Origin of the sequence: Candidatus Poriferisodalis sp., from assembly GCF_965208925.1 — a bacterium.
GTDB lineage: Bacteria > Actinomycetota > Acidimicrobiia > Acidimicrobiales > Poriferisodalaceae > Poriferisodalis.
In genome coordinates this window covers 1487340-1511227 of the sequence record NZ_OZ242364.1, presented here as the reverse complement: position 1 = coordinate 1511227, position 23888 = coordinate 1487340, and the positions used below count along the sequence as shown (strand labels likewise).

General features: G+C 67.9%; 25 protein-coding genes. 15 read left to right on the top strand and 10 right to left on the bottom strand.

The genetic code is table 11. From position 1 onward, the window contains the following. Nucleotides 1-119 precede the first annotated feature (119 nt). The 3 genes from ACOGI5_RS06755 to ACOGI5_RS06745 are packed head-to-tail and all read left to right on the top strand — an operon-like array spanning nucleotide 120 to nucleotide 2471. Nucleotides 120-590 carry an FxsA family protein gene (locus ACOGI5_RS06755; RefSeq protein ID WP_419863657.1) on the top strand — a complete coding sequence of 157 codons (471 nt, stop codon included), beginning with the start codon at nucleotides 120-122 and terminating at the stop codon, nucleotides 588-590. After that, nucleotides 574-1470: a hypothetical protein gene (locus ACOGI5_RS06750; protein WP_419863656.1), complete on the top strand. Its 897-nt coding sequence runs from the start codon at nucleotides 574-576 to the stop codon at nucleotides 1468-1470. Before ACOGI5_RS06755 ends, ACOGI5_RS06750 begins: the two co-directional genes overlap by 17 nt. Before the next feature lie 35 nt (nucleotides 1471-1505). Further along, a complete protein-coding gene (locus tag ACOGI5_RS06745) occupies nucleotides 1506-2471 on the top strand; it encodes a DUF1295 domain-containing protein (RefSeq protein ID WP_419863655.1) in 966 nt (321 codons plus the stop codon). A gap of 48 nt (nucleotides 2472-2519) precedes the next feature. Here the strand turns inward: ACOGI5_RS06745 and ACOGI5_RS06740 are convergent, their stop codons facing one another. Beyond that, entirely contained in the window at nucleotides 2520-2924 is a 405-nt protein-coding gene (locus tag ACOGI5_RS06740; RefSeq protein WP_419863654.1) for a VOC family protein, read from the bottom strand. 74 nt (nucleotides 2925-2998) lie between these two features. On the opposite strand from ACOGI5_RS06740, the gene ACOGI5_RS06735 reads away from it, so the two are divergent. The 3 genes from ACOGI5_RS06735 to ACOGI5_RS06725 all read left to right on the top strand — a co-directional run bounded on the left by ACOGI5_RS06735 (nucleotide 2999) and on the right by ACOGI5_RS06725 (nucleotide 6292). Further along, nucleotides 2999-3904, top strand: coding sequence for an alpha/beta fold hydrolase (locus ACOGI5_RS06735; RefSeq protein WP_419863653.1), 906 nt, complete (start codon nucleotides 2999-3001; stop codon nucleotides 3902-3904). Nucleotides 3905-3972: 68 nt separating this feature from the next. Beyond that, on the top strand, nucleotides 3973-4563 hold the full coding sequence (locus ACOGI5_RS06730) for an NADPH-dependent FMN reductase (RefSeq protein WP_419863652.1): 591 nt from the start codon (nucleotides 3973-3975) through the stop codon (nucleotides 4561-4563). Between the two features lie 73 nt (nucleotides 4564-4636). Beyond that, a complete protein-coding gene (locus ACOGI5_RS06725) occupies nucleotides 4637-6292 on the top strand; it encodes an FAD-dependent monooxygenase (protein ID WP_419863651.1) in 1656 nt (551 codons plus the stop codon). Nucleotides 6293-6303: 11 nt separating this feature from the next. Here the strand turns inward: ACOGI5_RS06725 and ACOGI5_RS06720 are convergent, their stop codons facing one another. Then, nucleotides 6304-7938: a DUF3179 domain-containing (seleno)protein gene (locus tag ACOGI5_RS06720; RefSeq protein WP_419863650.1), complete on the bottom strand. Its 1635-nt coding sequence runs from the start codon at nucleotides 7936-7938 to the stop codon at nucleotides 6304-6306. Between the two features lie 163 nt (nucleotides 7939-8101). Between ACOGI5_RS06720 and ACOGI5_RS06715 the strand changes: the two genes are divergently transcribed. Then, nucleotides 8102-8545: a VOC family protein gene (locus ACOGI5_RS06715; protein WP_419863649.1), complete on the top strand. Its 444-nt coding sequence runs from the start codon at nucleotides 8102-8104 to the stop codon at nucleotides 8543-8545. 1 nt (nucleotide 8546) lies between these two features. Further along, the gene (locus ACOGI5_RS06710) at nucleotides 8547-9290 is read left to right on the top strand and encodes an SDR family oxidoreductase (protein ID WP_419863648.1); all 744 of its coding nucleotides are present in this window, start codon (nucleotides 8547-8549) and stop codon (nucleotides 9288-9290) included. Between the two features lie 130 nt (nucleotides 9291-9420). Here ACOGI5_RS06710 and ACOGI5_RS06705 read toward each other — a convergent pair whose 3' ends face one another. Together ACOGI5_RS06705 and ACOGI5_RS06700 are read right to left on the bottom strand one after the other, a co-directional pair. Beyond that, nucleotides 9421-10047, bottom strand: a complete 627-nt coding sequence (locus ACOGI5_RS06705) for an MSMEG_1061 family FMN-dependent PPOX-type flavoprotein (protein ID WP_419863647.1) — start codon at nucleotides 10045-10047, stop codon at nucleotides 9421-9423. Nucleotides 10048-10114: 67 nt separating this feature from the next. Further along, nucleotides 10115-11785 (bottom strand): DUF222 domain-containing protein, encoded by a 1671-nt coding sequence (locus ACOGI5_RS06700; RefSeq protein WP_419863646.1) that lies wholly within the window; start codon nucleotides 11783-11785, stop codon nucleotides 10115-10117. A gap of 132 nt (nucleotides 11786-11917) precedes the next feature. On the opposite strand from ACOGI5_RS06700, the gene ACOGI5_RS06695 reads away from it, so the two are divergent. Both ACOGI5_RS06695 and ACOGI5_RS06690 read left to right on the top strand, forming a co-directional pair. Further along, nucleotides 11918-12058 carry a hypothetical protein gene (locus ACOGI5_RS06695; protein ID WP_419863645.1) on the top strand — a complete coding sequence of 47 codons (141 nt, stop codon included), beginning with the start codon at nucleotides 11918-11920 and terminating at the stop codon, nucleotides 12056-12058. A 10-nt stretch (nucleotides 12059-12068) separates the two neighbouring features. After that, nucleotides 12069-12626, top strand: coding sequence for a DUF1697 domain-containing protein (locus ACOGI5_RS06690; protein WP_419863644.1), 558 nt, complete (start codon nucleotides 12069-12071; stop codon nucleotides 12624-12626). Nucleotides 12627-12659: 33 nt separating this feature from the next. Here the strand turns inward: ACOGI5_RS06690 and ACOGI5_RS06685 are convergent, their stop codons facing one another. Beyond that, entirely contained in the window at nucleotides 12660-13469 is an 810-nt protein-coding gene (locus ACOGI5_RS06685; protein ID WP_419863643.1) for an alpha/beta fold hydrolase, read from the bottom strand. Nucleotides 13470-13614: 145 nt separating this feature from the next. Here ACOGI5_RS06685 and ACOGI5_RS06680 point away from each other — a divergent pair, with 145 nt between their 5' ends. After that, nucleotides 13615-14127, top strand: a complete 513-nt coding sequence (locus ACOGI5_RS06680) for a hypothetical protein (RefSeq protein WP_419863642.1) — start codon at nucleotides 13615-13617, stop codon at nucleotides 14125-14127. Here the strand turns inward: ACOGI5_RS06680 and ACOGI5_RS06675 are convergent. Beyond that, on the bottom strand, nucleotides 14087-14677 hold the full coding sequence (locus ACOGI5_RS06675; protein WP_419863641.1) for an ArsR family transcriptional regulator: 591 nt from the start codon (nucleotides 14675-14677) through the stop codon (nucleotides 14087-14089). The genes ACOGI5_RS06680 and ACOGI5_RS06675 overlap by 41 nt on opposite strands. A 111-nt stretch (nucleotides 14678-14788) precedes the next feature. On the opposite strand from ACOGI5_RS06675, the gene ACOGI5_RS06670 reads away from it, so the two are divergent. Next, entirely contained in the window at nucleotides 14789-15682 is an 894-nt protein-coding gene (locus ACOGI5_RS06670; RefSeq protein WP_419863640.1) for an ABC transporter ATP-binding protein, read from the top strand. Next, nucleotides 15679-16407, top strand: coding sequence for an ABC transporter permease (locus ACOGI5_RS06665; RefSeq protein ID WP_419863639.1), 729 nt, complete (start codon nucleotides 15679-15681; stop codon nucleotides 16405-16407). Before ACOGI5_RS06670 ends, ACOGI5_RS06665 begins: the two co-directional genes overlap by 4 nt. A 28-nt stretch (nucleotides 16408-16435) precedes the next feature. On the opposite strand, the gene ACOGI5_RS06660 is transcribed toward ACOGI5_RS06665, so the two are convergent. Together ACOGI5_RS06660 and ACOGI5_RS06655 are read right to left on the bottom strand one after the other, a co-directional pair. Then, nucleotides 16436-21421, bottom strand: coding sequence for a pre-peptidase C-terminal domain-containing protein (locus tag ACOGI5_RS06660; RefSeq protein WP_419863638.1), 4986 nt, complete (start codon nucleotides 21419-21421; stop codon nucleotides 16436-16438). Between the two features lie 92 nt (nucleotides 21422-21513). Further along, nucleotides 21514-21672: a hypothetical protein gene (locus ACOGI5_RS06655; RefSeq protein WP_419863637.1), complete on the bottom strand. Its 159-nt coding sequence runs from the start codon at nucleotides 21670-21672 to the stop codon at nucleotides 21514-21516. Between the two features lie 137 nt (nucleotides 21673-21809). Between ACOGI5_RS06655 and ACOGI5_RS06650 the strand changes: the two genes are divergently transcribed. Further along, nucleotides 21810-22184 carry a helix-turn-helix domain-containing protein gene (locus ACOGI5_RS06650; RefSeq protein ID WP_419863636.1) on the top strand — a complete coding sequence of 125 codons (375 nt, stop codon included), beginning with the start codon at nucleotides 21810-21812 and terminating at the stop codon, nucleotides 22182-22184. Between the two features lie 22 nt (nucleotides 22185-22206). Here the strand turns inward: ACOGI5_RS06650 and ACOGI5_RS06645 are convergent, their stop codons facing one another. Next, the gene (locus tag ACOGI5_RS06645; RefSeq protein ID WP_419863635.1) at nucleotides 22207-22470 is read right to left on the bottom strand and encodes a helix-turn-helix domain-containing protein; all 264 of its coding nucleotides are present in this window, start codon (nucleotides 22468-22470) and stop codon (nucleotides 22207-22209) included. 69 nt (nucleotides 22471-22539) lie between these two features. Next, nucleotides 22540-22863 (bottom strand): type II toxin-antitoxin system RelE/ParE family toxin, encoded by a 324-nt coding sequence (locus ACOGI5_RS06640; RefSeq protein WP_419863634.1) that lies wholly within the window; start codon nucleotides 22861-22863, stop codon nucleotides 22540-22542. 125 nt (nucleotides 22864-22988) lie between these two features. Between ACOGI5_RS06640 and ACOGI5_RS06635 the strand changes: the two genes are divergently transcribed. Then, on the top strand, nucleotides 22989-23666 hold the full coding sequence (locus ACOGI5_RS06635) for an MBL fold metallo-hydrolase (RefSeq protein ID WP_419863633.1): 678 nt from the start codon (nucleotides 22989-22991) through the stop codon (nucleotides 23664-23666). Nucleotides 23667-23888: the final 222 nt, after the last annotated feature.

Here is a 23888-nt window from a genome sequence, read left to right as displayed (position 1 = left end):
CGGAACAGCCACGTCAGCAAGGTAGGGCTCGCTCGCAGCTCGGGCGTCATGCGTACACGACGACCCGGCCAGCGGAACCTGACGGAGCAGACCCGGCCCCCAGCCGTAAGGTGGGCGGCGTGCTGGCGGTGCTGATCCTGTTGCTCATCTCGGTGCCGCTGCTGGAGCTGTTCGTGATTGTGCAGGTGGCGGGAGGACTCGGCGCCGGCCAGACCATCCTGCTGCTGGTCGCGGTGTCAGTCGTCGGGGCGTGGATGGTGCGGCGCTCCGGGCTCGGGGTGCTGAGCCAGATCCGCACCCGCTTGGCGCAGGGCGAGATTCCCGGCAACGAGCTCGTGGACGGGCTGTTGATCCTGCTGGCCGGCGCATTCATGCTCACACCCGGCTTCCTGACCGACGCTGCCGGGCTGGTCATGCTCTTCCCGCCGACCCGCAAGGTCGTACGCTCGGTGCTCGTGCGCCGCTATGCCAAGCGAGTCGACATCGCTGGCTGGTCAGGCGCACAGGGCAGTCCTGGCGGTCCTCGTCGCTTCGGCTCCCCCCTCGACGCCGAGAGCTACACGAAGGACACCGATGACCGGTCCAACTGACTTTCCGGAGCCCCACGGCATGGAGCGCGCGCCCTCCGAGGGCCTCATCGCGCTGAAGGACCGACTGCCGTTGGGCATCGCGCTGCTCGCGCTCATCGTGGCGATCGCGGCGCTGGTGGTCGCCCTCGGCGACTCCGACGACGACAGTGCCGCCGCCGTTGATGACCAGCCTGAGGCCACTGCGGTCACGTCGGCACCCGTGGCAACCGCACCGGCTCCGATTCCCACCACGACCATCAGCACGGTCCAGACGCTGCCGCCCGCGCCCACAACGACGGCCGGGCAGCAGGTCGTGACGGCCACCACGGCAGCCGAATCCGACGAGGAGGCCGAGCAGCGCCTGGTGCTGGCCGTTGTGGGCATCGGCTACGACAGCACACTCAACGTGCGCGAGGAACCGGGCGGCCAGATCGTGGCCAGGCTCGACTCAGCGGCCACGGGCATCGTTCCCACCGGCACGAGGCAAGAGGTGTCCGACGTGCTCTGGCACGAGGTGCACGCTGCCGGTGTAGTCGGCTGGGTCAGCGGCGACTACGTGACTCCGTTGGGCGCGACCGTCGACACCACCACCGAGATCGTGGCGCGCCTCGGCCAGACGCCCAGCGCGGCGAACCTGGCGGCGCTGGGACGGACCGTCGCAGGCGCCGTGGCATCAGAGGAGCCCGAATCGCGAGTGAGGATCTCGGGCGAGCCCACCGTGGGCGAACTCAGCGAGGTCACGATGGATGTTGTCGGTCAACCGGACGATTCGATCCGCGGCTTCCGGCTGCGCGTGTTCGCAACGCGCAATAGCGACGGTACGTTCACGCTGCGCAACGTCGAGGGCACCGTGATGTGCTACATCGATCGCGGCGTCAGCGCGCAGGGCCTCTGCAACTGACGGATCCGGCCACGGGAAACCCGAAAAGGCTCCCCGTGCAAGGCGTTCGCCTGCGGGTGTTCGTTGTCGCCATCGTCGGGGTAGTGGCCTTCGTGCCCGGCCGGTTCGTCTACGCGGCCATCGACCATCCCCTTGTCGGCACGCCGTACGGCACGGCGCTCGCAGTATGCGCAGCGGTGGCAGTGCTGAGCTGGATGGCGTCGATCCTGACGCGGGACGCCTCCTGGGTGGACCGGCTGTGGTCGATCGTGCCGGCGCTGTACTGCGGGATCGTTCTCGCCGACGTGGGACTCGGCTCGACTCGGATCACCGTGATGACAGCGCTCGTGTGCGCGTGGGGAGCACGGCTCACCTTCAACCTCATCCGTCGGGGCGGGTGGCGGCCCGACAGCGAGGACTACCGGTGGAGCTATCTCCGAGAGCAGATCAGTCAGCGAAGAGTCTTCGGCTGGCGGCTCGGCGACGTGGGCTTCCAGACATTCAACGTGCTCTTCGTGTCGTTCGGCCAGATGGCGCTCATCTGGCTGTTCACGTCGCCGGTCCACCAAGCGTGGCTGCACGCCGAGGTGCCGCTGGGCTGGCTGGACTACGCCGCGATCGTGGCGTTCTTGGTGCTGCTGGTGCTCGAGACCGTCGCCGACGGGCAGATGTGGCGGTTCCAGCAGAACAAGGCACGCCTCATGGCTGAGGGCGCCGAGGTGGAACGACCGTTCCTCGCCGAGGGACTGTTCCGCTACTGCCGCCATCCCAACTGCACCTGCGAGCAGGCCATGTGGATCGTGTTCTACCTATTCGCGATCTCGGCATCAGGCCGGCTCTGGCACTGGACCGGGCTTGGCTGGGTGATCCTGGTGCTGCTGTTCGCGGTGTCGACGAGGCTCACCGAGCAGATCTCGGGCGAGCGGTATCCCGCCTACAGCCGCTACCAGGCTGCGGTGCCGATGTTCGTGCCGAACCCGCTGAACCCGAAGCGGCGGCGAGCGCAGCCGGTGTACATGTAACGCCGTTGCCAACAGGAGGCCGCCCGGGCAAGCGGCAAAGCGGGCTGGCTAGGCGGGTTCGGGCATCTCGGCGGTGCCGTAGCCCTCGTCCACCACGCCTTCGGTGAAGAAGGCCTCCCACCACAGGCCGTTGGGGTCGGTCACCCACGACTTGTGCTGGAGCTGGTAGCCGCACACCAGGTCGTTCTGGTCGGACCGGGACAGGTCGGCCGCATCGATGTGGGTACGCAGATCGGCGAGCTCGTCGTGCGTTTCCACCTGGATGCCGTAGTGAGCCGAACCCGGCTGCCCGCAACCATGGGTATCGAGCGAGAAGTTGACCCGTGGGTCGTCGAGCATCCACTTTGCGTAGTCGTGGCGCCGCAGCGTGGGCTCACAGCCGAAGAGCCGTGTGTAGAACTCGACCGACTCGTCGAGGTCGTCGACCTGCAGACCGATGTGCATACGCCGCATGACCCGCACGATAGAGCGCCCCACGGTCGGCACGAAAGGACAAGGCCGGACAAATCCACGGCAGACTCATCGCCATGCCCTATGCGCCCGCCAACATGCATGAAGCGACAGCGATCGAGCTGTACTACGAGACCCACGGCGATCCGGCCGACCCTGCCCTGCTGCTGGTGAACGGGTACTCCTCGCAGATCCTGGGGTGGCGGGCCGGCTTCCGGGAGCAGCTCGCCGAGCGGGGGCGGTTCGTCATCAGCTTCGACAACCGCGATGTCGGCCTGTCGACGCACTTGGACGGCGTCGAGGTGGACGTGGTGGCGGTCACTCAGGCCGCGCTGGCCGGCGAGCCGCCGCCGCCCGTGCCCTACACGCTGTCCGACTTCGGCGACGACGGCATGGGGCTGCTCGACCATCTCGGCATCGAGGCCGCTCACATCGCCGGGGTGTCGATGGGCGGGATGATCGTGCAGCAGATGGCGATCGATCACCCCGGCCGGGTGCTGTCGATGACCTCGATCATGTCGACGACCGGTGAGCGGGGCTACTTCGAGGCGGCACCCGAGGCGCTCGCGGCACTGACCGCCCCACCGCCGGTCGACCGGGGCGAGTTCATCGCCAACGGCGTCGAGTCATCGAAGATCTGGTCCAGCCGACGCCACTATGACCCCGATGCGATGGCCGGGTTCCTGGCCGCCGCATTCGACCGCATGTTCTACCCCGAGGGGCTCCCCCGCCAAATGGCGGCCGTTCGAGGCTCGGCGCCCCGAGCCGAGGCCCTTGGGCGGTTGGGAGTGCCGACGCTGGTGATCCACGGGCGCGACGACACGCTGATCCTGCCGAACGGCGGCGAGCGCACGGCCGAGCTGATCCCGGGTGCGCACCTGCTGCTGCTCGGCGACATGGGCCATGACCTGCCCGAACCGCTGTGGCCGGTCATCATCGACGCCATCATCAGCCACACTGCTCACGTCGGAACCCGTCCCTGACATCGACGGGGTCCGAGCGAATACATGACCGGGCGACGACCCGGCTACGACGAATCGAGGCTCTCGATATGAAGCTCCTGGCGTTCGCCGCCTCCAACAGCAGCCAGTCGATCAACCGGCAGCTCGTCGACTACGTCATCGGGTTGCTGCAGGGCGGCGAGATCGACGGTGTGGACCCCGATGCGCTCAAGATCAGCACGCTCGATCTGAACGACTTCGAGATGCCGATCTACAGCATCGACCGGCAGGAGGTCGGGGGCATCCCGCAGCCGGCGCACGACTTCTACAACGCGCTCGGGGCGGCCGATGCGCTGCTGATCTCATTCGCCGAGCACAACGGCTCGTACACGGTCGCCTATAAGAACGTGTTCGACTGGGCGTCGCGGATCGACATGCGCGTGTACCACGACAAGCCGATCGTGATGCTGTCCACATCGCCGGGCGGCGGGGGTGGCGGCTTCGTGCTGCGAACGGCTAGTCACCTCGCCGGGTACTTCGGCAACGAGATTCTGGCGACCCTGTCGATTCCCCGGTTCGGCGAGAACTTCGACACCGAGGCCGGCGCAGTGAGCGATCCCGACCTCGATGCCCAGCTGCGGGAGGCCCTGGCCACGCTGTCGGGAGTGCTGAGCGGAGGCTCTGAAGAACCCGCTTCGTAGCACTGGGCTGAGGCCGCTTCGTCGGTACGGTGCACCATGCGCGAACTGCCGAGAACCGGGACGTCGAGCGCCGGTGACTGACGCGACCGTTCTCATCGCAGGTGCGGGGCCGGCAGGGTTGTCGATGGCGATCCTGCTCGGGCGACTCGGGCTCGACGCGATCGTTGTGGAGCGGCGCGGAGGTGTGAACCCGCACCCTCGGGCCCGATCGGTCAACGTGCGGACCGCAGAGATCATGCGCCAGTGGGGCGTGCTGGATGAGATCGAGGCCGCGAGCCTGCCGTTGCCGTGGACCGAGCAGTTCGTTTACTGCGAGACGCTGGCCGGCACCGAGATCGGCCGAGTGACGACGGGAGTGCAACCGGTCGTGGACGGTGTGGAGCTGTCGCCGGCGCCGTGGCTGCTGACGTCGCAGGATCGGATCGAGGAAGTCCTGCTGCGCCGACTGGCGGGCATGAGGGAGGCGCAGACCTGCTGGGACACGGAGCTTGTCGAGGTCACCCAGGACAGCGACGGGGTCGCGGCGGAGGTCCGTGACCCGTCGGGGACCCGGCAGCTTCGTGCCCGGTGGCTTGTGGGCGCCGACGGGGCCGGGTCGCGGGTGCGCCAGAGTCTCGGCATCGAGATGGATGGCATTGCCGGCTTCGGCACCATGATCAACTGCCAGTTCTACGCCGACCTGGGCCCGTGGAGTGATCATCGCCCGGCCGCCCTGTACTGGACGACGAGCCCGGCCCGCAACGTGTTCCAGAAGATCGACACCGACGACCGCTGGCTGTGCCAGATCAACTACGACCCGTCTATGCACCGGGCGGAGGACTTCAGCACCGACATGGCGGCGCAGTGGATCCGGCGTTCGATCGCGCCGGATCTTCCTGAGGACTTCGACCTGCGGGTCACCGATGTCATCCCTTGGGTCATGTCCTCGACGGTGGCCGAGCGATTCCGCGACCGGCGGGTGTTCCTGATCGGCGATGCTGCGCACCAACTGCCGCCGACGGGCGGCTTCGGCATGAACACGGCTGTTCAAGACGCCCACAACCTGGCGTGGAAGCTCGCGGCGGTGGCCGGTGGCCACGCCGGCGAGGGGTTGCTGGACACCTATGAGACCGAGCGGGCACCGGTCGCGCAATACAACGCTGACCGGTCCCGTGAGAACTCCCGGAGCGTGGGGCGCATCCGGCGGTTGGTCGAATCGGGCACGGCGACTGTCGAACAGAAGCGCGAGGCCCTCCGAGCCTCCACGCAGTACGGCAACTGGCTCGGGATGGATTTGGGGCTGCGGTACGACGAGGGGTGCTTGATTCCTGACGGCACTGAGCCCCCGCAGGTGGATGACCCAGTCTCCGACTATGTGCCAACGGCGAGGCCGGGACACCGTGCTCCCCATGTGCCGATCGATGTTGACGGTGCCACATCGACGCTGGATCTCTACGACTCACAGTTCGTGCTGCTGTGCGGGATTGACTGCGACGCTGCTGCCGCGGCTGGCAAGGGGGAGGCCGGCACTGAGGCGGACCTCGGCAGCGGCTGTGCACATCCAGCGCTGCGCGTGCTGCGCTTGGGCGTCGACCTCGACGATCCGGGCGGCCGGCTGGCTGACGCTCACGGCATCGGCCGCATGGGTGCAGTGCTGATCCGGCCCGATGGCCATGTCGCCTGGCGCAATCCACAAGCGACGGCGGATGCAGCGGCAGCTGCGCTCGCCACGTTGCTCGCGCGGCCTTAGCCAAGCGCTGGCTAGGGCTCCCACAGCAGGGTGTCGGCCATGAACTGGCTCCAGGCGAACCAGAACGACTGGTGGCCTTCGATGGGATTGCCGGCGGCATCGACGGCACGCACCCCGCCGCCGTCGAGCTGCAGCGTGACGCCGCTGAGCTCCACCGCTCCGCCGGCCTTGAGCTCGGCCACTGCAGCATCAACGGGGAACGCAACGGGTGTGCCATCGTCGAGCACCACACCGAAGACTTGGTCTTGAACGTCGAGGCGCTCGTCGACGTCACCGACCGGGAAGATCGGCCCGTCGTCGTCGCGGCCGCCCAGCGGGTTGAACGGATAGCTGCGTCCGATCCCCCCGTCCTCCGCCACGATCGTCGTCTCTGGATGGGCGGCCTTCCATTCGCCCCACGTCGTGGTGACCACAGTTGTCTGGGGCAGCACCACGCCCTGCTCTCGCAGCGGTCCCGACACCGCCTCGCCGGTGAAGGTATTGAACACCGACTTGGTGATGAGGTCGTACATGACCTTGTTGGACCGTGACAGCAGGCCCGAGGTTCGCAGCACGGGCGTGGCCACGCCGTCGGGCACCTCCTCGGTCAGGTACGCCTGGGCCGAGCCGCACAGCGTGCAATACGGCATGCCGATGCGGCGCCCGGCGAGCGTGTCGTTGATCATCTCGTGGATTTCCATGATGTGGCGGGGATAGGCCCGGGCCTCGCCGCCGAGAACGACGGCGAAGACGATGCCGTCGTCGGGGTACCAGGAACCGCCCTCGGCGTCTGTGACGCCTGGATTGTCGAGAGCGGGGATGCAACCTCGGGGGCACGGACGGGGGTCGCCGAGCTCGCGGTTGTCGATGAGCACACCGCCCCAGCTCACGATGCGCCAGTCGATGTCTGAGTCGACGTCGTCGAAGAACGGCTGCCAGCCGGGTTCGACCAGCGTGAACAGCCGCTCCTTGTACTCGGCGTAGCCGTCGAAGACTGGCAAGTCCCAGGCGAGCAAGTGGTCGGTTACCGATTGCCATGGGCTGCGCAGGGCGACGGAGTCGTCGATGAGCCGGGTGCCGGTCAGCGACTGGAAGGCCGAGATGGCCCCGTCGGTGAGCTCACCCGGAGGGACGAACCTGAGCAGGTCCGAGACGATCCACCCGAGTCGAGGGTCACCCGTCTGGCCTAGCCGGGCAATGGCGTCGCCGCTGATGCCGCCTCGCTGCAAGCCGGACCAGATCATGTTGAGGTCGTTGAGCGCGGCGCGTTGCAGCGGGCCTGTCTGCACCTCGGGCGCGGGAGGGAACGTATAGCCGAGGAAGTTGCGCAGCTGGCCGGTTTCGCGTGGGTCCAGAACCACAGCGTTCCCGTCTTCGCTCGCGTCGGCGACCCCCGCCGACGTGTCCGCTGTCGTCTCCGGGGCGTCAGCAGTTGCATCGGCAGATGTTGCCGACGTGTCTTGCTGGCCAGCGTCCTCGCCCGACGCTGCTGCTGACGTGTCCGCAGCAGGTTCGGTTCCCGGTGGCGGCGTACGCGTGTCGGAAGTGGCACAGGCCGCTGCCAGCAGGGTGGCTACAAGCAACGCCGTGACGGATTGGGCGAGGATGCGCCGGATCGTGCCGGGTGGTGCTGCTCCGGTCAGATGGGCGCAGATGCGGCACCGCACGCGGCCACCCTATGACGCACCAAGGATCACCTTGCCCTCGCCACCTGACCGCTGGGCTGCGTGCAAAGCGGCTGGTGCCTCATCGGTACGCTCGGTAGCGGACTGCGGCTGCCGCAGTCGGCGGCTCCAGTGTCAGCAGGCGGCGAGCCCGGGAGGTTGCCCGATGTTCCGATTGACATCGCTGGACCACATCGTGCTGCGGGTTGTCGACGTCGAGCGGAGCATGGACTTCTACACCTCGGTGCTGGGCTGCAGCGTCGAACACATCAACGATGAGATCGGCCTGTATCAGCTGCGGGCCGGCGATTGCATCATCGACTTGGTCGACGTAGCGGGCGTGCTCGGCAGAGAAGGCGGCCCGCCGCCGGGTCCGACGGCGCACAACGTGGACCACTTCTGCGTTCGGATCGAGCCGTTTGACGAGGACCACCTGCGCAAGCACTTCGCTGGCCACGGCGTCGAAGCGGGTCGCCTCTACAACAACTGGGGCGCAGACGGCCGTGGACCGTCGATGTACGTCAAAGATCCGGACGGCAACACCGTCGAGCTCAAGGGTCCCCCGACTCAGCCCTACGACCCGGCGGTCGGCTACATCCACGCGTCGTAACGTGCTCGAGGGCAAGCGAATCGTCGTGACCGGAGCCGGTGCTGGCATCGGTGCCGCCATTGCGGTCACCGCTCGTGGCTATGGGGCCGAAGTGTTCGGCGCAGACATCGACCGCGGCACCACAGTCGATGGGCACTACGACGTTGCCGACGAGACCGACGTGGCCAGGCTGTTCGCGGCCGCCGTCGAGCAGATGGGCGGCATCGACGGGCTGGTCAACAACGTCGGCATAGCGGGTCCGACTGGCCGGGTGGAAGACTTGGATCCGGCAGCGTTCGATCACTGTGTTCAGGTGAACGTGGGCAGCACGTTCCGCTGCACCGCTGCGGCGGTGCCACTCCTGTCCAGCGGCGGCTCGATTGTCAACATCGTCTCGACAGCTGGGATCTTCGGCTATCCGCTGCGGAGTCCCTACGCCGCCTCGAAATGGGCTGTGGTGGGTCTCACCAAGACGTGGGCCATGGAGCTTGGCGAGCGCGGCATTCGGATCAATGCCGTTTGTCCCGGAACCGTCGAGGGCCCGCGCATGGACGGCGTAATCGAACGGGAAGCGGCCGCTACTGGCAACACTGCCACGGAGATCAAGGCCGGCTACGCCGCACAGGTGTCGATGCGCACGCTGATCACCGGCACCGACATCGGCGAAGCCAGTTGCTGGCTGCTCTCGGACGCCGCCCGCTATGTATCGGGCCAGATCCTCAGCGTGGACGGCAACACCGAAACGCTGCGCGCCGTTGCACCCTGACAAACCTGGCAGATGAACAGATCGCTCGTCCAGGTCTCGATTAGTGCATGGAGAATGACTGGGAAGCGAGGGCTCCCAGCGGAGTGGCCATAGCGGCGAGACCGGCCCCGAGTCGAAGTCGTCGCAGCGGTCAGCCCGCGTCGGACCACAACGTGGCTTCGTAGCCGTCCTCGAGCTTCTTGTCGATGACTGCTGGCTCGGCCTGCAGGTCATGCTGGGAGGCGAGGATGTCACCAGCGGTGGGCGCTTCGCCGTCCGGCCACGTCGACGTGTCCCAGATGCTGGCTCGTATCAGCGCTTTCCCGCAGTGGAGAAAGCACTCGTCGACATCCACGACCACAGCCGTCTTCGGCGTCCGATTCCCTACCGCCACGGCTTCGCGGATGTCCAGATCCGTGGTCAGCGATGCAGTGCCGTTCACCCGCACCGTGTGGTCGCTCCCGGGAACGAAGAAGATCAGGCCAACCTGGGGGTTGTCGAGCAAGTTGGTGTACGAGTCGAGCCGGTTGTTGCCAGCGAGATCACCGAAGGCGAGGCGGGCGCCGTCACCGAGTACCCGGGCGAATCCGGCCGGCCCGCCGCGGGGCGACGCATCGGTGCCACCGGCGCCATGGGTTGCCAGTACACACAGCGGCGAGAGCGCCAGGAACCGGGCCGATTCGGCATCGATCGCCGGCACGTTCTTGTTGGCCACCAGCTTGGATGGCTGGCGATAGATCTGCCGCAGACTCGCTGTGTCGCTGACCTGTCCGTTCATCGCTCATCCCCTCGCTGATTGCAGTCTTGCTGCTACGGGGCCACTTCGGTATCCCTCGATCCGCAGCTCAGCGATTCAGCCGGACGTGGTCCGTGACCGGGGTGCGGCGCTCGCGGGGCGAGGCCGGTACCGCTGCCTCGCGGGGTGGGGCTGGTGTGACCGTCCAGCCATCCCCGGGGGGAGCGGGGCCGGTCGGCGGGTGCAGCACCAGGTTGTACTCGTGCAGGCGGTGGTGGTGGACGTGGCACAACAGCGCCAAGTTGTCGAGGCAGGTTGGCCCCTCATCAATCCAGTGCTGGATGTGATGCCCGTCGCAGTGAACCGGGGCCCGCTCGCAGCCGGGCCACACACAGCGTTGGTCGCGAGCAATCAGTGCCCTGCGGAGACCTGGGGGAATGGTGCGCTTGGCCCGGCCGACGTCGAGCACTTCGCTGGGGCCGCCCATCACGACCGGTATGACTTGGGTGTCGCAGGCGATCCTGCGCAGGTCGGCGGCGCCGAGCACGGTGCCGTTCTCGGTGATCGCAGCGGCGCCGGGAACTGCCAACGGGTCCATCGCCGGCCTCGATGCCACGTCCGCGGATTCAGCATCGGGCGTTGCCGACACTGGACGCGCGAGCGGCGGCGACTCGCCGTTGGCGCCCGCGGCCGAAGCCCGTCCGGTCAAGCCGTCACGCAGATTGTCCAGCGTGGTGAGCACGATCATCTGCGTTGGATTCGGCACGATCCAGATGTCGTCTCCCGTGCCCTGGCCCACGACGTTCCCGGAATCGCGGGACACGGAACCAGCGTTTTGGCCAGCGCCGGCGGATGCAGCGCCTCCGTCCGCTCCTGTCGCACCTTGGGCGCCGACGGCCGTGATCAGCCACGCGAGCGCATCGGCGGCACGTTGCTGGACGCTGCGCCGCTTCGATTCGGGCAGATCTTTGTCGCTGCGCCAATTCCGCTCGATAGCGCTCACCAAGAGACGGTTGATTGCGTCGCCGGTCAGCGCGTCAAACTTGGCACGCAAGTGCCACATGCCGTTGTCGGGATCGATCCACATCGAAGCCGATCGGGCAGCGCGCTGACGAGCCTGCCGCTGCGCATCGCTCTCGCGTCGCCACGCGGCTTCGGCGGCGCGCACGGTCTTCCGTGTCTCGTCGGCTGTTTGGTTTCGAGCCTGCCTGCACAAGTCCCTTCGCACCTCGTCGGGGACCTCGGCCGCAGCAACCAGGGCAGCTTGCTCTGCGTTGATCGCACCGTGCCCCAAGGACGCGGCCACCTGCGGCTGAGCATCCAGAATCTCTGCCTCGCGTTCGACACGTCGGGCCAACGCGCCTCCCACCCCGGTGGCATTGATCAGTGTCTCGGCTGCCGAGGCCTCCCCACGGCGCGCATGCAACCGGCGCCGTGAGGCCTCGGCCGCAAGCGCACTGCGGGCGCCCTCCAGCACGTTGATCGCCCGCTGCACTGCCTGCGCGCACCACACCAGGTCGCCGTCGTCGACCGACCGAGCCGCCGACGAATCAATCAGCGGACCGGCGCCAGCCAGCGGCCCCACTGCGGCATCCACAGCATCACGGACACCCCGAGCACCGGCGACATCGCTGCCCAAACCGTGGCCGTCGCCGCTCCCTTCGCCCTCACAGCCTCGTGCCAGCCGGCTGCGCAGCTCGACCAAACAGGCACCACCGACCGCCGAGCGGAACGAACCCCGGCGGTCACCGACCGGTCGGCTTCGTACGGCGGAGGTCATGGCGGCCAACGTAAGAGAGGGGTGTGACAAGTTCTTCCGCGCTGGCGCCGCAGCGGCGACCTGCAAGCCGCCGTACGGGCTCCGCCCCAAAAAGATGCGGACCAGAAGCCGCCACTGCCCTACCGTACTCCCATGGCCGAGGCAGACCGCAACGCCTGCGAGCAACCCGCCGTCGCCTGCCGCCGCAGCGACGGCACGTTCCAGCAACGACTTGCGGCGTCCATGAAACGCCACCGCCGCATTCTCGATCGCCTCGCCGGCGAGTCCGGCTGAGCGGCCCCCCGTGAGCACCCGCTGCGTCGTCCTCCCCCGGGGCATCAACGTCGGCGGGCATAACCGGGTCCCCATGGCCGAGCTGCGCCCCAAGCTGGCCCAGGCCGGCTACGGCGACCCCGTCACGATCCTGCAGAGCGGCAACATCATCGTCACCGCCGAGATCACCGCCGACCAGCCCGGCCGGCCCAGCGCCGCTGCCGTAGCCGCCGCAGTCCAACAACTCCTGGCCGACGACTTCGACGTCCACGTGCCCTGCGCGGCCCGCACCGCCGCCGAGATCGAAGCCATCCTCGAGCGCAATCCACTCGGCCACGTCGCCGACGACGGCTCCCGCTACCTGGTCAACTTCCTGTCAGCGGAACCGAGCCCCGCAGCCGTCCGTGAGCTCGTCGATGCCGACCACAGCCCCGAAGTCCTCCACGTCGAGGGCACAGAGGCCTACGTCTGGGCACCCGAGGGCGTCAAGGCGCTGCGCCTGTCGTACTCGCACTTCGAGCGACACCTAGGCGTCACCGCCACCGCCCGCAACTGGAACACGCTCGAACGCATAGCCGCCAAGCTCTAGCCGCCCAGCACTCGCCGCCCCGGCAACACATTCTCAAGCAGCGTTCGCACCCAGAAACGCCCGCAGATGCTCGGTCAAGAGCTCGGGCTGGTCGATCGGCACCAACGTCCGGCTGTCGTCGATCCACACGAGTTGCGCTTTGTCGAAATGCTGCGCGAGGCGCTCGGCATGCGCCGGGGGCATCAGCTTGTCGTCGCGTGCCCACACGACGAGCACGGATCCGCCGAATGATCGCTGCTGCTCCGCCCACTCGCGCAGCTGCGCTTTCTTCGGCACGCTGCGCAGGTACTTGTCGAGATCACGCCGCACCCGACGGTCGTGCCGCAGCGGTTCGATCCAGCTCATGAACACGTCGTCGGGGACCCGCTTCGCCGACATGCCGCCGAACGTCATCGGCAGATGCCGGACGAAGCGGGGCCGCAGCAGCTGAGCGGTCAAGAAGGTGCCGCCGGGCAGCGCTGCGTTCAGGCACAGCAGCCGGCCCGGCAGCCCGGGCGGGTAGTTGTCGAATGCTTCGCAGGACACGAGCACGAGGTTCGCCGCCCGGTCGCTGCCGCCGGGGCTGATGACAAGCTGGGCGCCGCCCCAGTCGTTGCTGACCAGCGTGACGTCGCGCACGTCGAGCTCGGCCAGAAACGCAGCGATCATCTTGACGATCGACTCGAGGTCAAGGGCGGCATCGTCGGGCATCGGTGTGCGGTGAGCGCCGAACGGCAACTCGGGCACGATGCACCGGTAACGGTCCCGCAACCCGTCCACCACGTCATCCCACAGGCTGCCGCTGGTCAGCACGCCGTGCAGCAGCACAATCACAGGACCGTCGCCGCCCGTGTCGGAGTACATGAACCCTGCTGCGGCTTGCCTGTGAGGCTCCATCCGCCCACTCCCGACGCTGCGTGCCAAGCGTAGGCATGCCCCAAGACGCCCCATGCCTACCGCTGCGAAACCTCTTGTACCGGACCTCAAGGCCACCGCTACGGTCGGTAGGATGCGAGGCCGGGACGCCATCACCTACCTCATCGAGGCGAAACGCCTCGAGCAGATTGCGGTCGAAGGCCGCCAGAAGGCGGGTGACGAGGTGCTCGGTCAAGCCGAACGGCGGCTCGGCACTGCGAACGCCGGGATCGACTTCGGCGACGTCGCCGGTGCATTCGCCGTTGCGTACGACGCATACCGAATGGCGGCCGAATCGCTCCTGCTGCGTCAGTCTCTGAGGCCGATGTCCGGGGAGGGCTCTCATGTCACTGTCGAAGACGCAGTCTCGGCTCAGTTCTCGGACTCCATCCCCGAATTCGCGAAGCCGACATTCGAGAGATTCCGCCGGAAACGTCACTCTGCGCAGTACTACGACGCAGACACGCCACCGCTGACGAGCGAGGACGCGATGTGGGCGATCTCCCTGGCCAGAGCGGCAGTGGACGGCTCTCGCCGAATCGCCGAAACGGTTGCCGTGAAGCCGTTCAGCCCTGACCAAGGTCGATCTGCACGAGCGGCCGGCTGACGACGGTTGCGTGAAAGCTGCCGGTGCCGTCGTCGATCCAGCCGGCCGGGCGCACCGCGTCCTGGACGGGGCGGCCGAGTCGCTCCTCGGCTGCGGAGAGCGCTGCGTAGAGCCGGTCGCGGTCTGGTGAGCCCAGCACGAGAACGTCGATATCGGCAACGGGTCGCGTGCCCCCATCCTCAGACCAGCGGGCTGCCCACGATCCGTAGACATACGCAGCATCGATGCCGTCGACATCCGCCAGCACCTCCGCAAGCACGTGCGGGGGGCCGAACGCCCTCACCAGCACGTCGGCAAGGCCCCGGTAGTAGGGGCTGTCGGTATTCGCTCGCACAAGGCGGACGTTGCCGATCTTGCGGCTTGTGACGATGCCGGCAGCCTGCGCCCGCTCGATTTCTCTGTGCACAGAGCTGATCGGCAGCCCCAGCATCGCGGCGATGTCGGTGACGCTGGCTTCGAGTTCGGGGTCGCCGAGCAGCCGGGCCAGAATCTCGCCCTGCTGACGTGACCGCAACAGCGGCAACAATTTCGGCGTCGCCGATTTACCCATATTTTGGAAACTATATCCCTGTATACGGAATTACCAACGGCGCCCGAGTATGGCCAGGCTCAATCAGAAAACGGCTTTGGCTGACGGGGCTGGGCGGCCAGAATGTCGGTCGTGACGCTGCTGGAGGTCGAATCGCTGACCAAGCGGTACGGCTCGATCACCGCCGTCGACGACCTGTCGTTCTCGGTGGCGCCCGGCGAAACCGTCGGGCTGCTGGGCCCCAACGGCGCCGGCAAGACCACCACGATGGGCTGCATCGTCGGCCTGCTGCAGCCCGACGGCGGGCAGATCGCTGTCGACGGGCTGGCGCCGAACGCGCCGCCGGTCAGCGCCATGGTCGGGTACGCGGCCCAGCGGACGGCGCTGTACCTGTCGCTGCGGGTGTCGGACAACCTGTCCTACTTCGGCGGTCTCTACGGCCTGCGGGGCGGCTCGCTCACCAAGGCAACTGAGAAGATCGTCGACCTCTTCGACCTCGGCCCGTTGACCGAACGCAGGGTGAAGGACCTCAGCGTGGGGCAGCAGAAGCTGGTGCACCTGGCGACCGCCGTCATCCACGAGCCCCGGCTGCTGCTGGTGGACGAGCCGACGGCCGGTCTCGACGTCTCGGCCCGACAGCGGGTGATCGACGGCATCCGCCGGCTGGCGGCCCAGGGCACGGCGGTCATCTTCAGCACCCACTACCTCGAGGAAGCCGACGAGGCGTGCGACTCGCTGGTGATCATCGACCATGGCCGGCGGGTCGCGGCCGGGTCGCTCGCCGACCTGCTCGCAGCCGTCGCCGACTCGGCCACCGTCATCACGCTCGGCAGCGGCGAGACCGTGTCGTTCGACGACCGTGACCTGCTGGCGGCGATCAATTCCGTCGACCAGGACCAGATTGCCGAAGTGGTGGTGGAGCGGCCCTCGGTCCGCCGCCTGTACGAGCGGGTGATCGGCGCGGACGACGGCAACAACGCTGCCGGCAGCACCGCCGACGCCACCGCCGAAAGCACCTGCCGATGACGAAAACCCTCCTCGTCACCCGCAACGAGCTGCGCCTGCTGCGCCGCGACCCCTTCCCCCTGTTCGTCCTCATCGGCATGCCGGGCGTGCTGCTGTTCTTCGTGTCCGACGCGCTCATCGGCGGGCCGGCGCACTCGGTGCCCGCCCTGGCCTCGCTGTTCGCGCTGCTGGGCACCGGATCGATGGGGTTCTCGTTCTTCCGGGAGCACGGATGGGGCACCTGGGACCGGCTGCGCATCGCCCCGATCCGCACGATCGAGATCATCACCGGCAAGGCCATCCCCATGCTCGCCGTGACCGCCGCCCAGCAGCTCCTGCTGGTGGCCGTCGGCATCGCCACCTTCGGCCTCGAGGTGCCCGGCGGCGCAGCGCAGCTCGTCATCACGGCACTGGCCTGCGCGGCCACCTACGTCACCCTGGCGATCGCAATGACCTCGCTGTGCCGCACCATGTCGCAGCTCAACGCCGCCTCGATGCTGGGCACGATGGCCGTCGCAGGCGCCGGCGGCGCCATCGCCCAGATCACCACACTGCCGGGCTGGGTGCAGGCCATCGCCCCCGCCAGCCCCGTGTACTGGGCAATCGACGCCTACCGCAGCGTGCTCGCCGGCGAGCAAGGCTTCGGCCGCGCCATCGCCATGCTGCTCGGGTTCACGGCCCTGTTCATCGCCGTCACCCTGTGGCAGTTCCGAGCCGACAAGCCCAAGGACTGGCTCGGCGAGTAGCCCAGCGGCCGAAACGCGAACCGCCCGGCTACTCGTCGCTGGCCTCAGTGAAATCGAGGTCGTAGTTGAAGTACGCGCCGTCCCCGAATCTCCACTCGCTCCACACCTCCAGCAGGTGCATGCCGGTGCGCTCGGCGGTGTAGAAGCGCCGGTCGCCATAGAAGTCCGCAAGGTCGTCTTCGGACATGCCGTCCAGCGGTTTGCCGTCGTCGTCACGCAGCCGCATGCGGGGGACGCGTCCGTCCCAACGCCAGTCGCTCCACGGGTAGGTAACCCTCCACATCTCCAACTGGTATCGCTGGCCTTCCTCCAGATACACCCAGTACCAGTCCGCATCCCCTGGGGGTACGTGTCCGAACGCGGTGTCGTCGAGCGCCACATACGCGTGGGTGCGCGCGCCGTCGGGATGGTCGGTGCCGTAACCGGGCGGCTCCGAGACGCTCACCAGCGGCCGTTCGACGACCGTCACCCGGTAGGTGCCCCGCTCGCCCCCGGCTGAGCCCGCTGCGATGTAGTAGGTGCCGCCGGTGTCCACCGTCAACAGCAAGAAGCTGTCCAGCGCCGCGCCGGAGTCGGCATCGCTCGTGCCGGCCACCAGCGTCCCCGTGCTGTCCATCACCCCGTGCAGGTGCGGATCGGGCAGGGTGCCCCGGCGGCGCCCGCGGCCGTCGAGCCACACGAAGTACTCCTGGTCGGCCTCAAGGGTGACTGCGAACCAGTCCTGGTCGCCCAGGTACTGCACCTGCCCGTCCACGCTGCCGCCCACGGCGACCGTGCCAGCAGTCGTGGCGTCGCCCGCGAAGTCGTCGGTGAACCCGGCGCTCACGTCGGCTACCGACACCTGGTAGGTGCCCACCTCGCCAGACCCGACATCGATGTAGTAGGTGCCCGCGGTCGACACCTCGAAGATCAGCTCGGCGTCCGCGCCGTGACCGCTGTCGGCATCAGCAGTGTCCGCGACCATCGTCCCGACGCTGTCCATCACCCCGTACAGGTGCGGGTCGGCCAGCGTGCCGTTCTTGCTCGGGGCGCCCTGCACCTCCAGCCAGTAGGTCGTGTTCGCCGCCAGGGTCACCGCCAGCCAGTCCCGGTCGCCGCGGTAGTCCACCTCTGCGGACGTCGCTCCCCCGTCCACCGCAACCGTGCCGCTGGTAGCGGTGCCGGCGGGATAGTCGTCGACGCCGGCCGTCAGCTCGTAGGTGCCCCGCCCGCTGTTGCCGGTGCCCACCGCGACGTAGTAGGAGCCGGCAGACGCAGGCTCGAACACCACCTGTGCATCCGTGCCCACGCCGCCATCAGCGTCGGAGGTGCCCGCAACCAGCGTGCCGGCGCTGTCGAACACCCCGTACAGGTGGGGATCGGCCAGCGTCCCCCGGCCGGTCGAGGCGCCCTTGGCCATGAACCAGTAGCTGTGCCCGGCCGCCAGGGTGACTTCGAACCAGTCCTGGTCGTCGCCGATCTCCATCTCGCCCACAGCGGCAGCCCCGCCGACCGTGACCACGCCCGTCGTGGACGTGCTGGCCGCAAAGTCGTCGACCACCTCGCTCACCGCCAGGTTGTAGATGCCCAGACCCGACGCCGCCGCGCCGGCGATCACGAAGTACGTGCCCGAAGCGGTAGGCCGGTACCACACGGCGCTGTTGTTGCCGGTACCGCTGCTGTCGTCGGAGGTGTTCGCCACTGCGGTGCCGTCTTCGAGCGTGATGCCCCAGATCTTCGGATCCTCCAGCGTGCCGGAGGCGGGCGTGCCCGGCGGACTGTCGACCCCCAACAGCTCGATCACGTACGCCGTGCCGGCTACCAGATCCACCGCGAACCAGTCCCGGTCGTTGGCGAAGTCGACACGCGCCCGGGTGCTGCCGCCGACCGACACCGCCCCCGTCGAGCTCACATCGGCGGAGTGATCGCCCGACAGCACCACCTTGTACTCGTGGACATATCCCGTCACGTCATCGGACACCGACACCGTCACCTCGGTCAGCCCGTGCTCGGCGACGTCGATCTGGTGGCCTGCCGTGTTCGTGTCGGCATCGGCCGGCGAGATCGCAACCCCGAACGCCGGATCTGCCGCCTTCGCCTCGGCCGCCACCGTCACCTGCGCGCCGGGGCGATCCATCTCGTAGAGGAAGGTCTCCGACGAGAACGACGGCACCGAGCTGCCGTCCACGGTCAACGAGGCCAGCAGCGGCGCCGAGGAGCCGACGTAGTCGCTCACCGCGACATCGATCCTGAAGAGCCGCTGGCGACCGTCGAGGCTGTAGTGCTGGATGGCCTCGATGAGATAGGTGCCCGCTTCCATTCTCGTTCTGAGGCGCCCGTGATCGGGGCACGGGATGTCGAAGTAGGCGAGGCACTCGTCGTTGTCGTAGTCGGCGTGATCGAAGTAGTGCGCTAGCTGCGTGCCGTCAGAGGAGCGCACCACGGTGTGGGTGCTGGTCGTCCACCAGTCCGCGTGCCCAGGCTGCCTGGTATCGAGACGGATCGTCACGTCGCTGATCCGGGGCAACGTCAATTCGTAGAAGTGCGCGTTCCCGGTCGTCGTTATCCCAGCGGGGAGATGGCTGATCCACTGCGGATACTCGAAGAGCGAAGTGCAGCTCGGCACGAAGCGGCCCGACGCTGTGAGCGTGCCGTCGCCTTGATCTTGCAGATGTTCGAGCTCGCAGCCTGCGGGGAGGATCGCCGAGAGCGGGCTGTCGCGCGAGACGGTGATGATGTAGGCGTTGACGGCGTTCTGGGTGTTGCGGGCGATGACGCCAATGACGGTCTGGGTGGGGACGCCGTCGGGGCCGGGCTCGGCCAGGTTGACCTGATGGCCATCGGTGATGTCGTCGGCGTCGGCGGGGGTGACGATGTAGGTGGTGCCTGCGGGGGCGGTGGCGTTGACGGTGACAGTGGCGACGTCGGCCGCGACTTCTGCGGTGTAGGCGGTGGTGCCTGCGGCGAACGCCGGACTGAGGGTGGTGTCGGCGAGGGTGATGCTGTCGAGCGTGGGCAGGTTGGTGTGGCGGGTGAAGATGCCGGAGGACCGCAGCCGTCCTGGTTCGAGGCTGACCTGCGATTGCTTGCCGGGCGTCTGGGAGTAGCGCGGGGTTGCGCCTGATGCCTGCTGGCTGATGAGGATGACGTAGGCCCGCTGGCGCAGCCCGTCGGCGGAGGTGACGATCACCAGCACCAACGTGTCGCCGTCGGCGGCGAGGGGGGCTTGGTGGCCGCCTTCGACCGGGTCACCGTCGTCGAGGTCCGGGGTGAGGGTCGGGTCGTCGCCGTGCAACGTGATGACCTGCACGGTGGCGTCAGTGTCATGCAGGCCGGTGATGATCGTGGCGGTGTCAGCGTCTGGGTCAGCGGTGGTCTCGTAGCGGGTGGTTGCGGGATCGAATCTCAGGTCGTCGACGCCGTCGACGGCGAGCCCGTTCAGCTTCGGCGGCTCCGAGCCCTGCTCTGAGGGACCCGCTCCGGGGACGTCGACCACCGCCCAGTAGGTCCGCTCGGCGCCGTCGGCGGCGACGACGGTCACCGCGATCACGGTCTGCGCGCCCTGCGCGAGTGCGACTTGGTGCCCCGTGGCGACGGCGTCTGCGTCTGCGGGCGAGACGGTCGCCACCGATGAGGAATTGGCGGGACCCGCCTCCACCGTGATCTGCTGGGTTCCCGCCGGCGCGGTCGCCGAGTACAACGTCACCTCGGGATCGAATGCGGGTGACAGCGCGAGCGAGCCCACAGTCAGCGACGCCAGTCGCGTTGTGGCCCCAGGCCCTCCGATGTTGGCCTGGGGAGAGTTGCGCAGCATGCGCCCGCCGGCGGAGCACACCGAGGCGGCCGACGCGCAGTCGGCTGGCGCGGCGAGCGTCACGGTCACGTCGCCGGGTCCGTCGGGCGTCACGGCGAGCTCCCAGGTCTTGCCGACGGGCGACACTTCCGACACGGCCGCCAGCGAACCGCCGGTCACCGTCAGCGCATCGGCGAGCAAGCTGGAAGTGACGCCGAGGTCGGACTCGTCGAAGTTGAGCCGCAGCGTGAACTGCGACGACCCGTCGTGCGCGTCCGGCACCTGGGAGAACCACGCGCCCGGCGGCGCCGTGCCGCGCTCGGGGAGCGCGTCGGTGCCGGCGCTGAGCGACACGTCGAGCGCGTCGCCTACCGAGCCGGTCAGCAGGCCGTCGGAGGGCCACCAGTACGTGCCGCGCAGCGGCAGCCCGGCGGGCACCAGGCTGTCGGAGGCGACGAACTGGCGGCCGTCGATGTCGAGCACGAACTCGGTGTCCAGCGAACGGCGCAGACCCAGGTACAGGCCGCCGGCGATCTCTGCGAGCAAGATGACCCCATAGGTCGACCCGTCAACATCGAAGCTCTCCGAGGTCAGCGAGCCGAAGTTCGCCCAGCGCGAGTAGCCGACCGTGCCATCGGTCGCCCCCACGTCCAGCACCGCCGTCCACGCCTCGACAAGGTCCGTGCCAGTGCCCAGATCCGTCTCGGTGCCCGGGTCCGTGCGGCTGTCGGCGGGCGATTCCGACGAGTCTGTGGACGTCCCGCCGACGGGCTCCCCCACCGGCTCGGACAGCTTCAGTTTCATGCGGTACCGCACGGGGCTGGAGGACTCCACCCGCACCTCATAGGTGCCCGCCGCCAAGGTGATGCTGAACCGCTCATCAGAACGCCCCAGCTCGACGCCTGAGCCCAGCAGATCGCCCCCGGCGCTCTCCAAGTACACGTCCGCGTTGGCAGTCAGCAACCGCAGCACCACCTCCACCGACTTCGGCGACGACAATTCGAACCGGTACCGCTCCACACCGCCCGCCGCGTCGTCAATCGTGCTGTTGACGACGGTCTTGGCCTCATCGGTGATGTCACCCAGCTCCACCGCCGGGACTTCGTCACGAAGCTGCAGCTCCGGCGACGCCGCCATAGCCGACGCCAACGGCCCCAACACCGCCGCCGCACCCACCAGCACCGCGACCCCAGCCCTCAAGAGCCGCGACCCGCGGCCCCACCAAGCAGCAGCGGCCCCCATTCAGACTGATTGTAGTTATCACTACTAGACAGCCCGGGGACAGAACCCCTAACCGCTCCCCCGCCAAACAGCGCTCACCGGCGGCCTCTGCGCTAGCTCGAGTCCGGCATCCTCCGCCGTGGGAAGATCGCCCGGTCGTCCTGACGCAACTCCGCCAGAGCTCGCAGCTTGGCCTCTTCGATCCGCCGGGCGCGCTCGGGATCGCGACGTGCCTCGTCCCGCAATTCGCTGAACTTCTTGGTGCTCGGCATCAGCAGAGTCCTCCTGTTCGCTGCGCTCCTCAGGGAAGCCGCGGCCCGATCCAATGCCAGGACGAATGCCCTGCAAAACCGGGTGCCAACTAGCCTGTCTAGTGCGGTTGACACACTATCGGCGACGAGTTGAGGCGATGACCACCTACGCAGTGACGTACCGGCGCGACCCCGGCGGCGACATCTGGCTCGTCGACATCGACGGCATGGCCGACGTCCACACGTTCGGTCGGAATCTCGACGAGGCGGCAACCAATGCCCGCGAGGCCATCGCTGTCACCGCCGATTTGCCCGAATCCGCGGTGGAGCTCGACGAGCGCATCGACGTTGCCGACGTCGATGTTGCCGAACTCTCACGCCTGCGTGACCAAGCACTGGAAGCCCACGAGATCTACCTGGCCCGCCAGCGCGCCGCCGCGCTGCGCCTCACCGAGGCCGGCGTCTCACGCCGCGATGCGGCCCGGCTCCTGGGCGTGTCCCACCAACGGGTCCAGCAACTCGTCGCCGGCTGACGTGAGCGATACCTAGGAAGGTTCAGGCGACTTGCACTGCGTCGTGAAGCTGGCCGGGCGGTTCTGCGGGAAATGACAGCACGAGATGTCGGTCTAGCCCGGACGCCACACGGGCGAGGGTGTCGATCCGATTGCGTGCGCCGCCGCCCTCTTCCAGGCGGGAGATCACCGACTGCGTAGTGCCCATGCGGTCGGCGAGCTCCCGCTGGCTCAGACCCGCCTGCACCCGGAGATCGTGAATGAGCTGACCCAGGGCGAGATCCTGCTCGACGGCGGCACGCGTCACAGGAGAAGGCTCACCGCGACCCGCCTTGACATCCTCCCAACGAGATCGATTAGCCACAGCCCGGCTCCCTCACGGATCGCTACCCGCGCACTCGGCGGCAACACGACGCGCCCGAGCGATCTCGATGCGCTCGTTGTCGCGCTGTTTGCGAAACGTCGTCAGGAGCACTACGCGACCGTCCATCGTGAATCGGTACGTAATGCGTCGGGATGTCGGCCCGAGCGTGAACCGCAGCTCGAACAGACCGCCGCCGAGACTTCGCGACAACGGCATTCGTGCCATTGCGCCCAGTTCGGCAAGCCTGTCGATGATCACGACGACGCGGTGCCAGTCGGCTTCGTTGAGCTGATTGAGCCACTCCGCTACCTCGTCGTGAATCTCGACGTCTGCCACGGGAAGGATAATCGCATTATTGCGATAATGCCAGCAAAGCGATTTTGGCGATGCGAAGGCCTAGGCGGGCACTCTGGGCGATGGTTGACGTGACGGGGTCACGATTCGTCGACAATTGCAGCGCAATGACTGCTGTCCACCAGCTCCGGCTCGGCCGCATGAGCCTGCCGCAGAGCCACCCACGAGCCGCGGAGCAAATCTGCGAGATCTGCTGCTACGTCATCGATCACCCCGACGGGCTCATCGTGGTTGACACCGGCCCGAGGGCCGGCCACCTGCTCATCGACGAGTTGTATGCGCCGGAGGTGGCGGTGATCACGAGCGTGCTCGCCGCCGCCGGGTTCGATGAGCGTGACGTTGCCGCGGTGGTCAACACGCATCTGCACTTCGACCACTGCGGCCAGAACCATCTCCTCGGCCACGCCCCGGTCTGGGTCACCGAAGCTGAGCTGCGGGTGTCGACCACCGAGCGCTACACGGTGCCCGAGTGGGCTCACATCGAGCCGAGCCGCCTCCGACTCGCCGCTGACGGCGAGCTGATTGCGGACGGAGTCCGAGTGCTGCATACCCCAGGCCACTCCCCCGGGCACCTCTCAATCGCCGTGCAGACGGAACGAGGCCTCGAGATCGTCGTCGGCCAGGCCTGCTACTCGTGCGCAGAGTTCGCCGCGGCCAGAACAACTGCAGACGACATGCACGATCCCGCCTGGCACTCCGCCGGCATGGAATCCGTTGCCCGGCTGCGCTCCCTGAACCCAGCCCGAGCCCACCTCAGCCACGACCCTCAGGCATTCGAGGCCTAGACGCTAAACAGCCCCGACCGGAGTCGGGGCCGTTGGACCGGGGTTACGCGCCCCGGTGGGGTGCCCTCACGGTATCGGAAAAACGGCCTCAGCCGAAGCTCGCATGCTGCCTACTGTCAGCTCGGATCCGCAGAGCGCTCGGCCGGCGGCGTAGCCGAACTTTCGTAGGAAAAGCAATCGGGGGGCGCCGCCACGGTTGGCGTCGCCCCCCAAATTCTGCCC

What these genes read in the sequence shown, in the direction of transcription:
- ACOGI5_RS06750 (WP_419863656.1), top strand. Translation starts at nt 574, where the DNA reads ATGACCGGTCCAACTGACTTTCCGGAGCCCCACGGCATGGAGCGCGCG.
- ACOGI5_RS06740 (WP_419863654.1), bottom strand. Translation starts at nt 2,924, where the DNA reads ATGCGGCGTATGCACATCGGTCTGCAGGTCGACGACCTCGACGAGTCG.
- ACOGI5_RS06735 (WP_419863653.1), top strand. Translation starts at nt 2,999, where the DNA reads ATGCCCTATGCGCCCGCCAACATGCATGAAGCGACAGCGATCGAGCTG.
- ACOGI5_RS06730 (WP_419863652.1), top strand. Translation starts at nt 3,973, where the DNA reads ATGAAGCTCCTGGCGTTCGCCGCCTCCAACAGCAGCCAGTCGATCAAC.
- ACOGI5_RS06715 (WP_419863649.1), top strand. Translation starts at nt 8,102, where the DNA reads ATGTTCCGATTGACATCGCTGGACCACATCGTGCTGCGGGTTGTCGAC.
- ACOGI5_RS06705 (WP_419863647.1), bottom strand. Translation starts at nt 10,047, where the DNA reads ATGAACGGACAGGTCAGCGACACAGCGAGTCTGCGGCAGATCTATCGC.
- ACOGI5_RS06700 (WP_419863646.1), bottom strand. Translation starts at nt 11,785, where the DNA reads ATGACCTCCGCCGTACGAAGCCGACCGGTCGGTGACCGCCGGGGTTCG.
- ACOGI5_RS06695 (WP_419863645.1), top strand. Translation starts at nt 11,918, where the DNA reads ATGGCCGAGGCAGACCGCAACGCCTGCGAGCAACCCGCCGTCGCCTGC.
- ACOGI5_RS06685 (WP_419863643.1), bottom strand. Translation starts at nt 13,469, where the DNA reads ATGTACTCCGACACGGGCGGCGACGGTCCTGTGATTGTGCTGCTGCAC.
- ACOGI5_RS06680 (WP_419863642.1), top strand. Translation starts at nt 13,615, where the DNA reads ATGCGAGGCCGGGACGCCATCACCTACCTCATCGAGGCGAAACGCCTC.
- ACOGI5_RS06675 (WP_419863641.1), bottom strand. Translation starts at nt 14,677, where the DNA reads ATGGGTAAATCGGCGACGCCGAAATTGTTGCCGCTGTTGCGGTCACGT.
- ACOGI5_RS06665 (WP_419863639.1), top strand. Translation starts at nt 15,679, where the DNA reads ATGACGAAAACCCTCCTCGTCACCCGCAACGAGCTGCGCCTGCTGCGC.
- ACOGI5_RS06660 (WP_419863638.1), bottom strand. Translation starts at nt 21,421, where the DNA reads ATGGGGGCCGCTGCTGCTTGGTGGGGCCGCGGGTCGCGGCTCTTGAGG.
- ACOGI5_RS06655 (WP_419863637.1), bottom strand. Translation starts at nt 21,672, where the DNA reads ATGCCGAGCACCAAGAAGTTCAGCGAATTGCGGGACGAGGCACGTCGC.
- ACOGI5_RS06650 (WP_419863636.1), top strand. Translation starts at nt 21,810, where the DNA reads ATGACCACCTACGCAGTGACGTACCGGCGCGACCCCGGCGGCGACATC.
- ACOGI5_RS06635 (WP_419863633.1), top strand. Translation starts at nt 22,989, where the DNA reads ATGACTGCTGTCCACCAGCTCCGGCTCGGCCGCATGAGCCTGCCGCAG.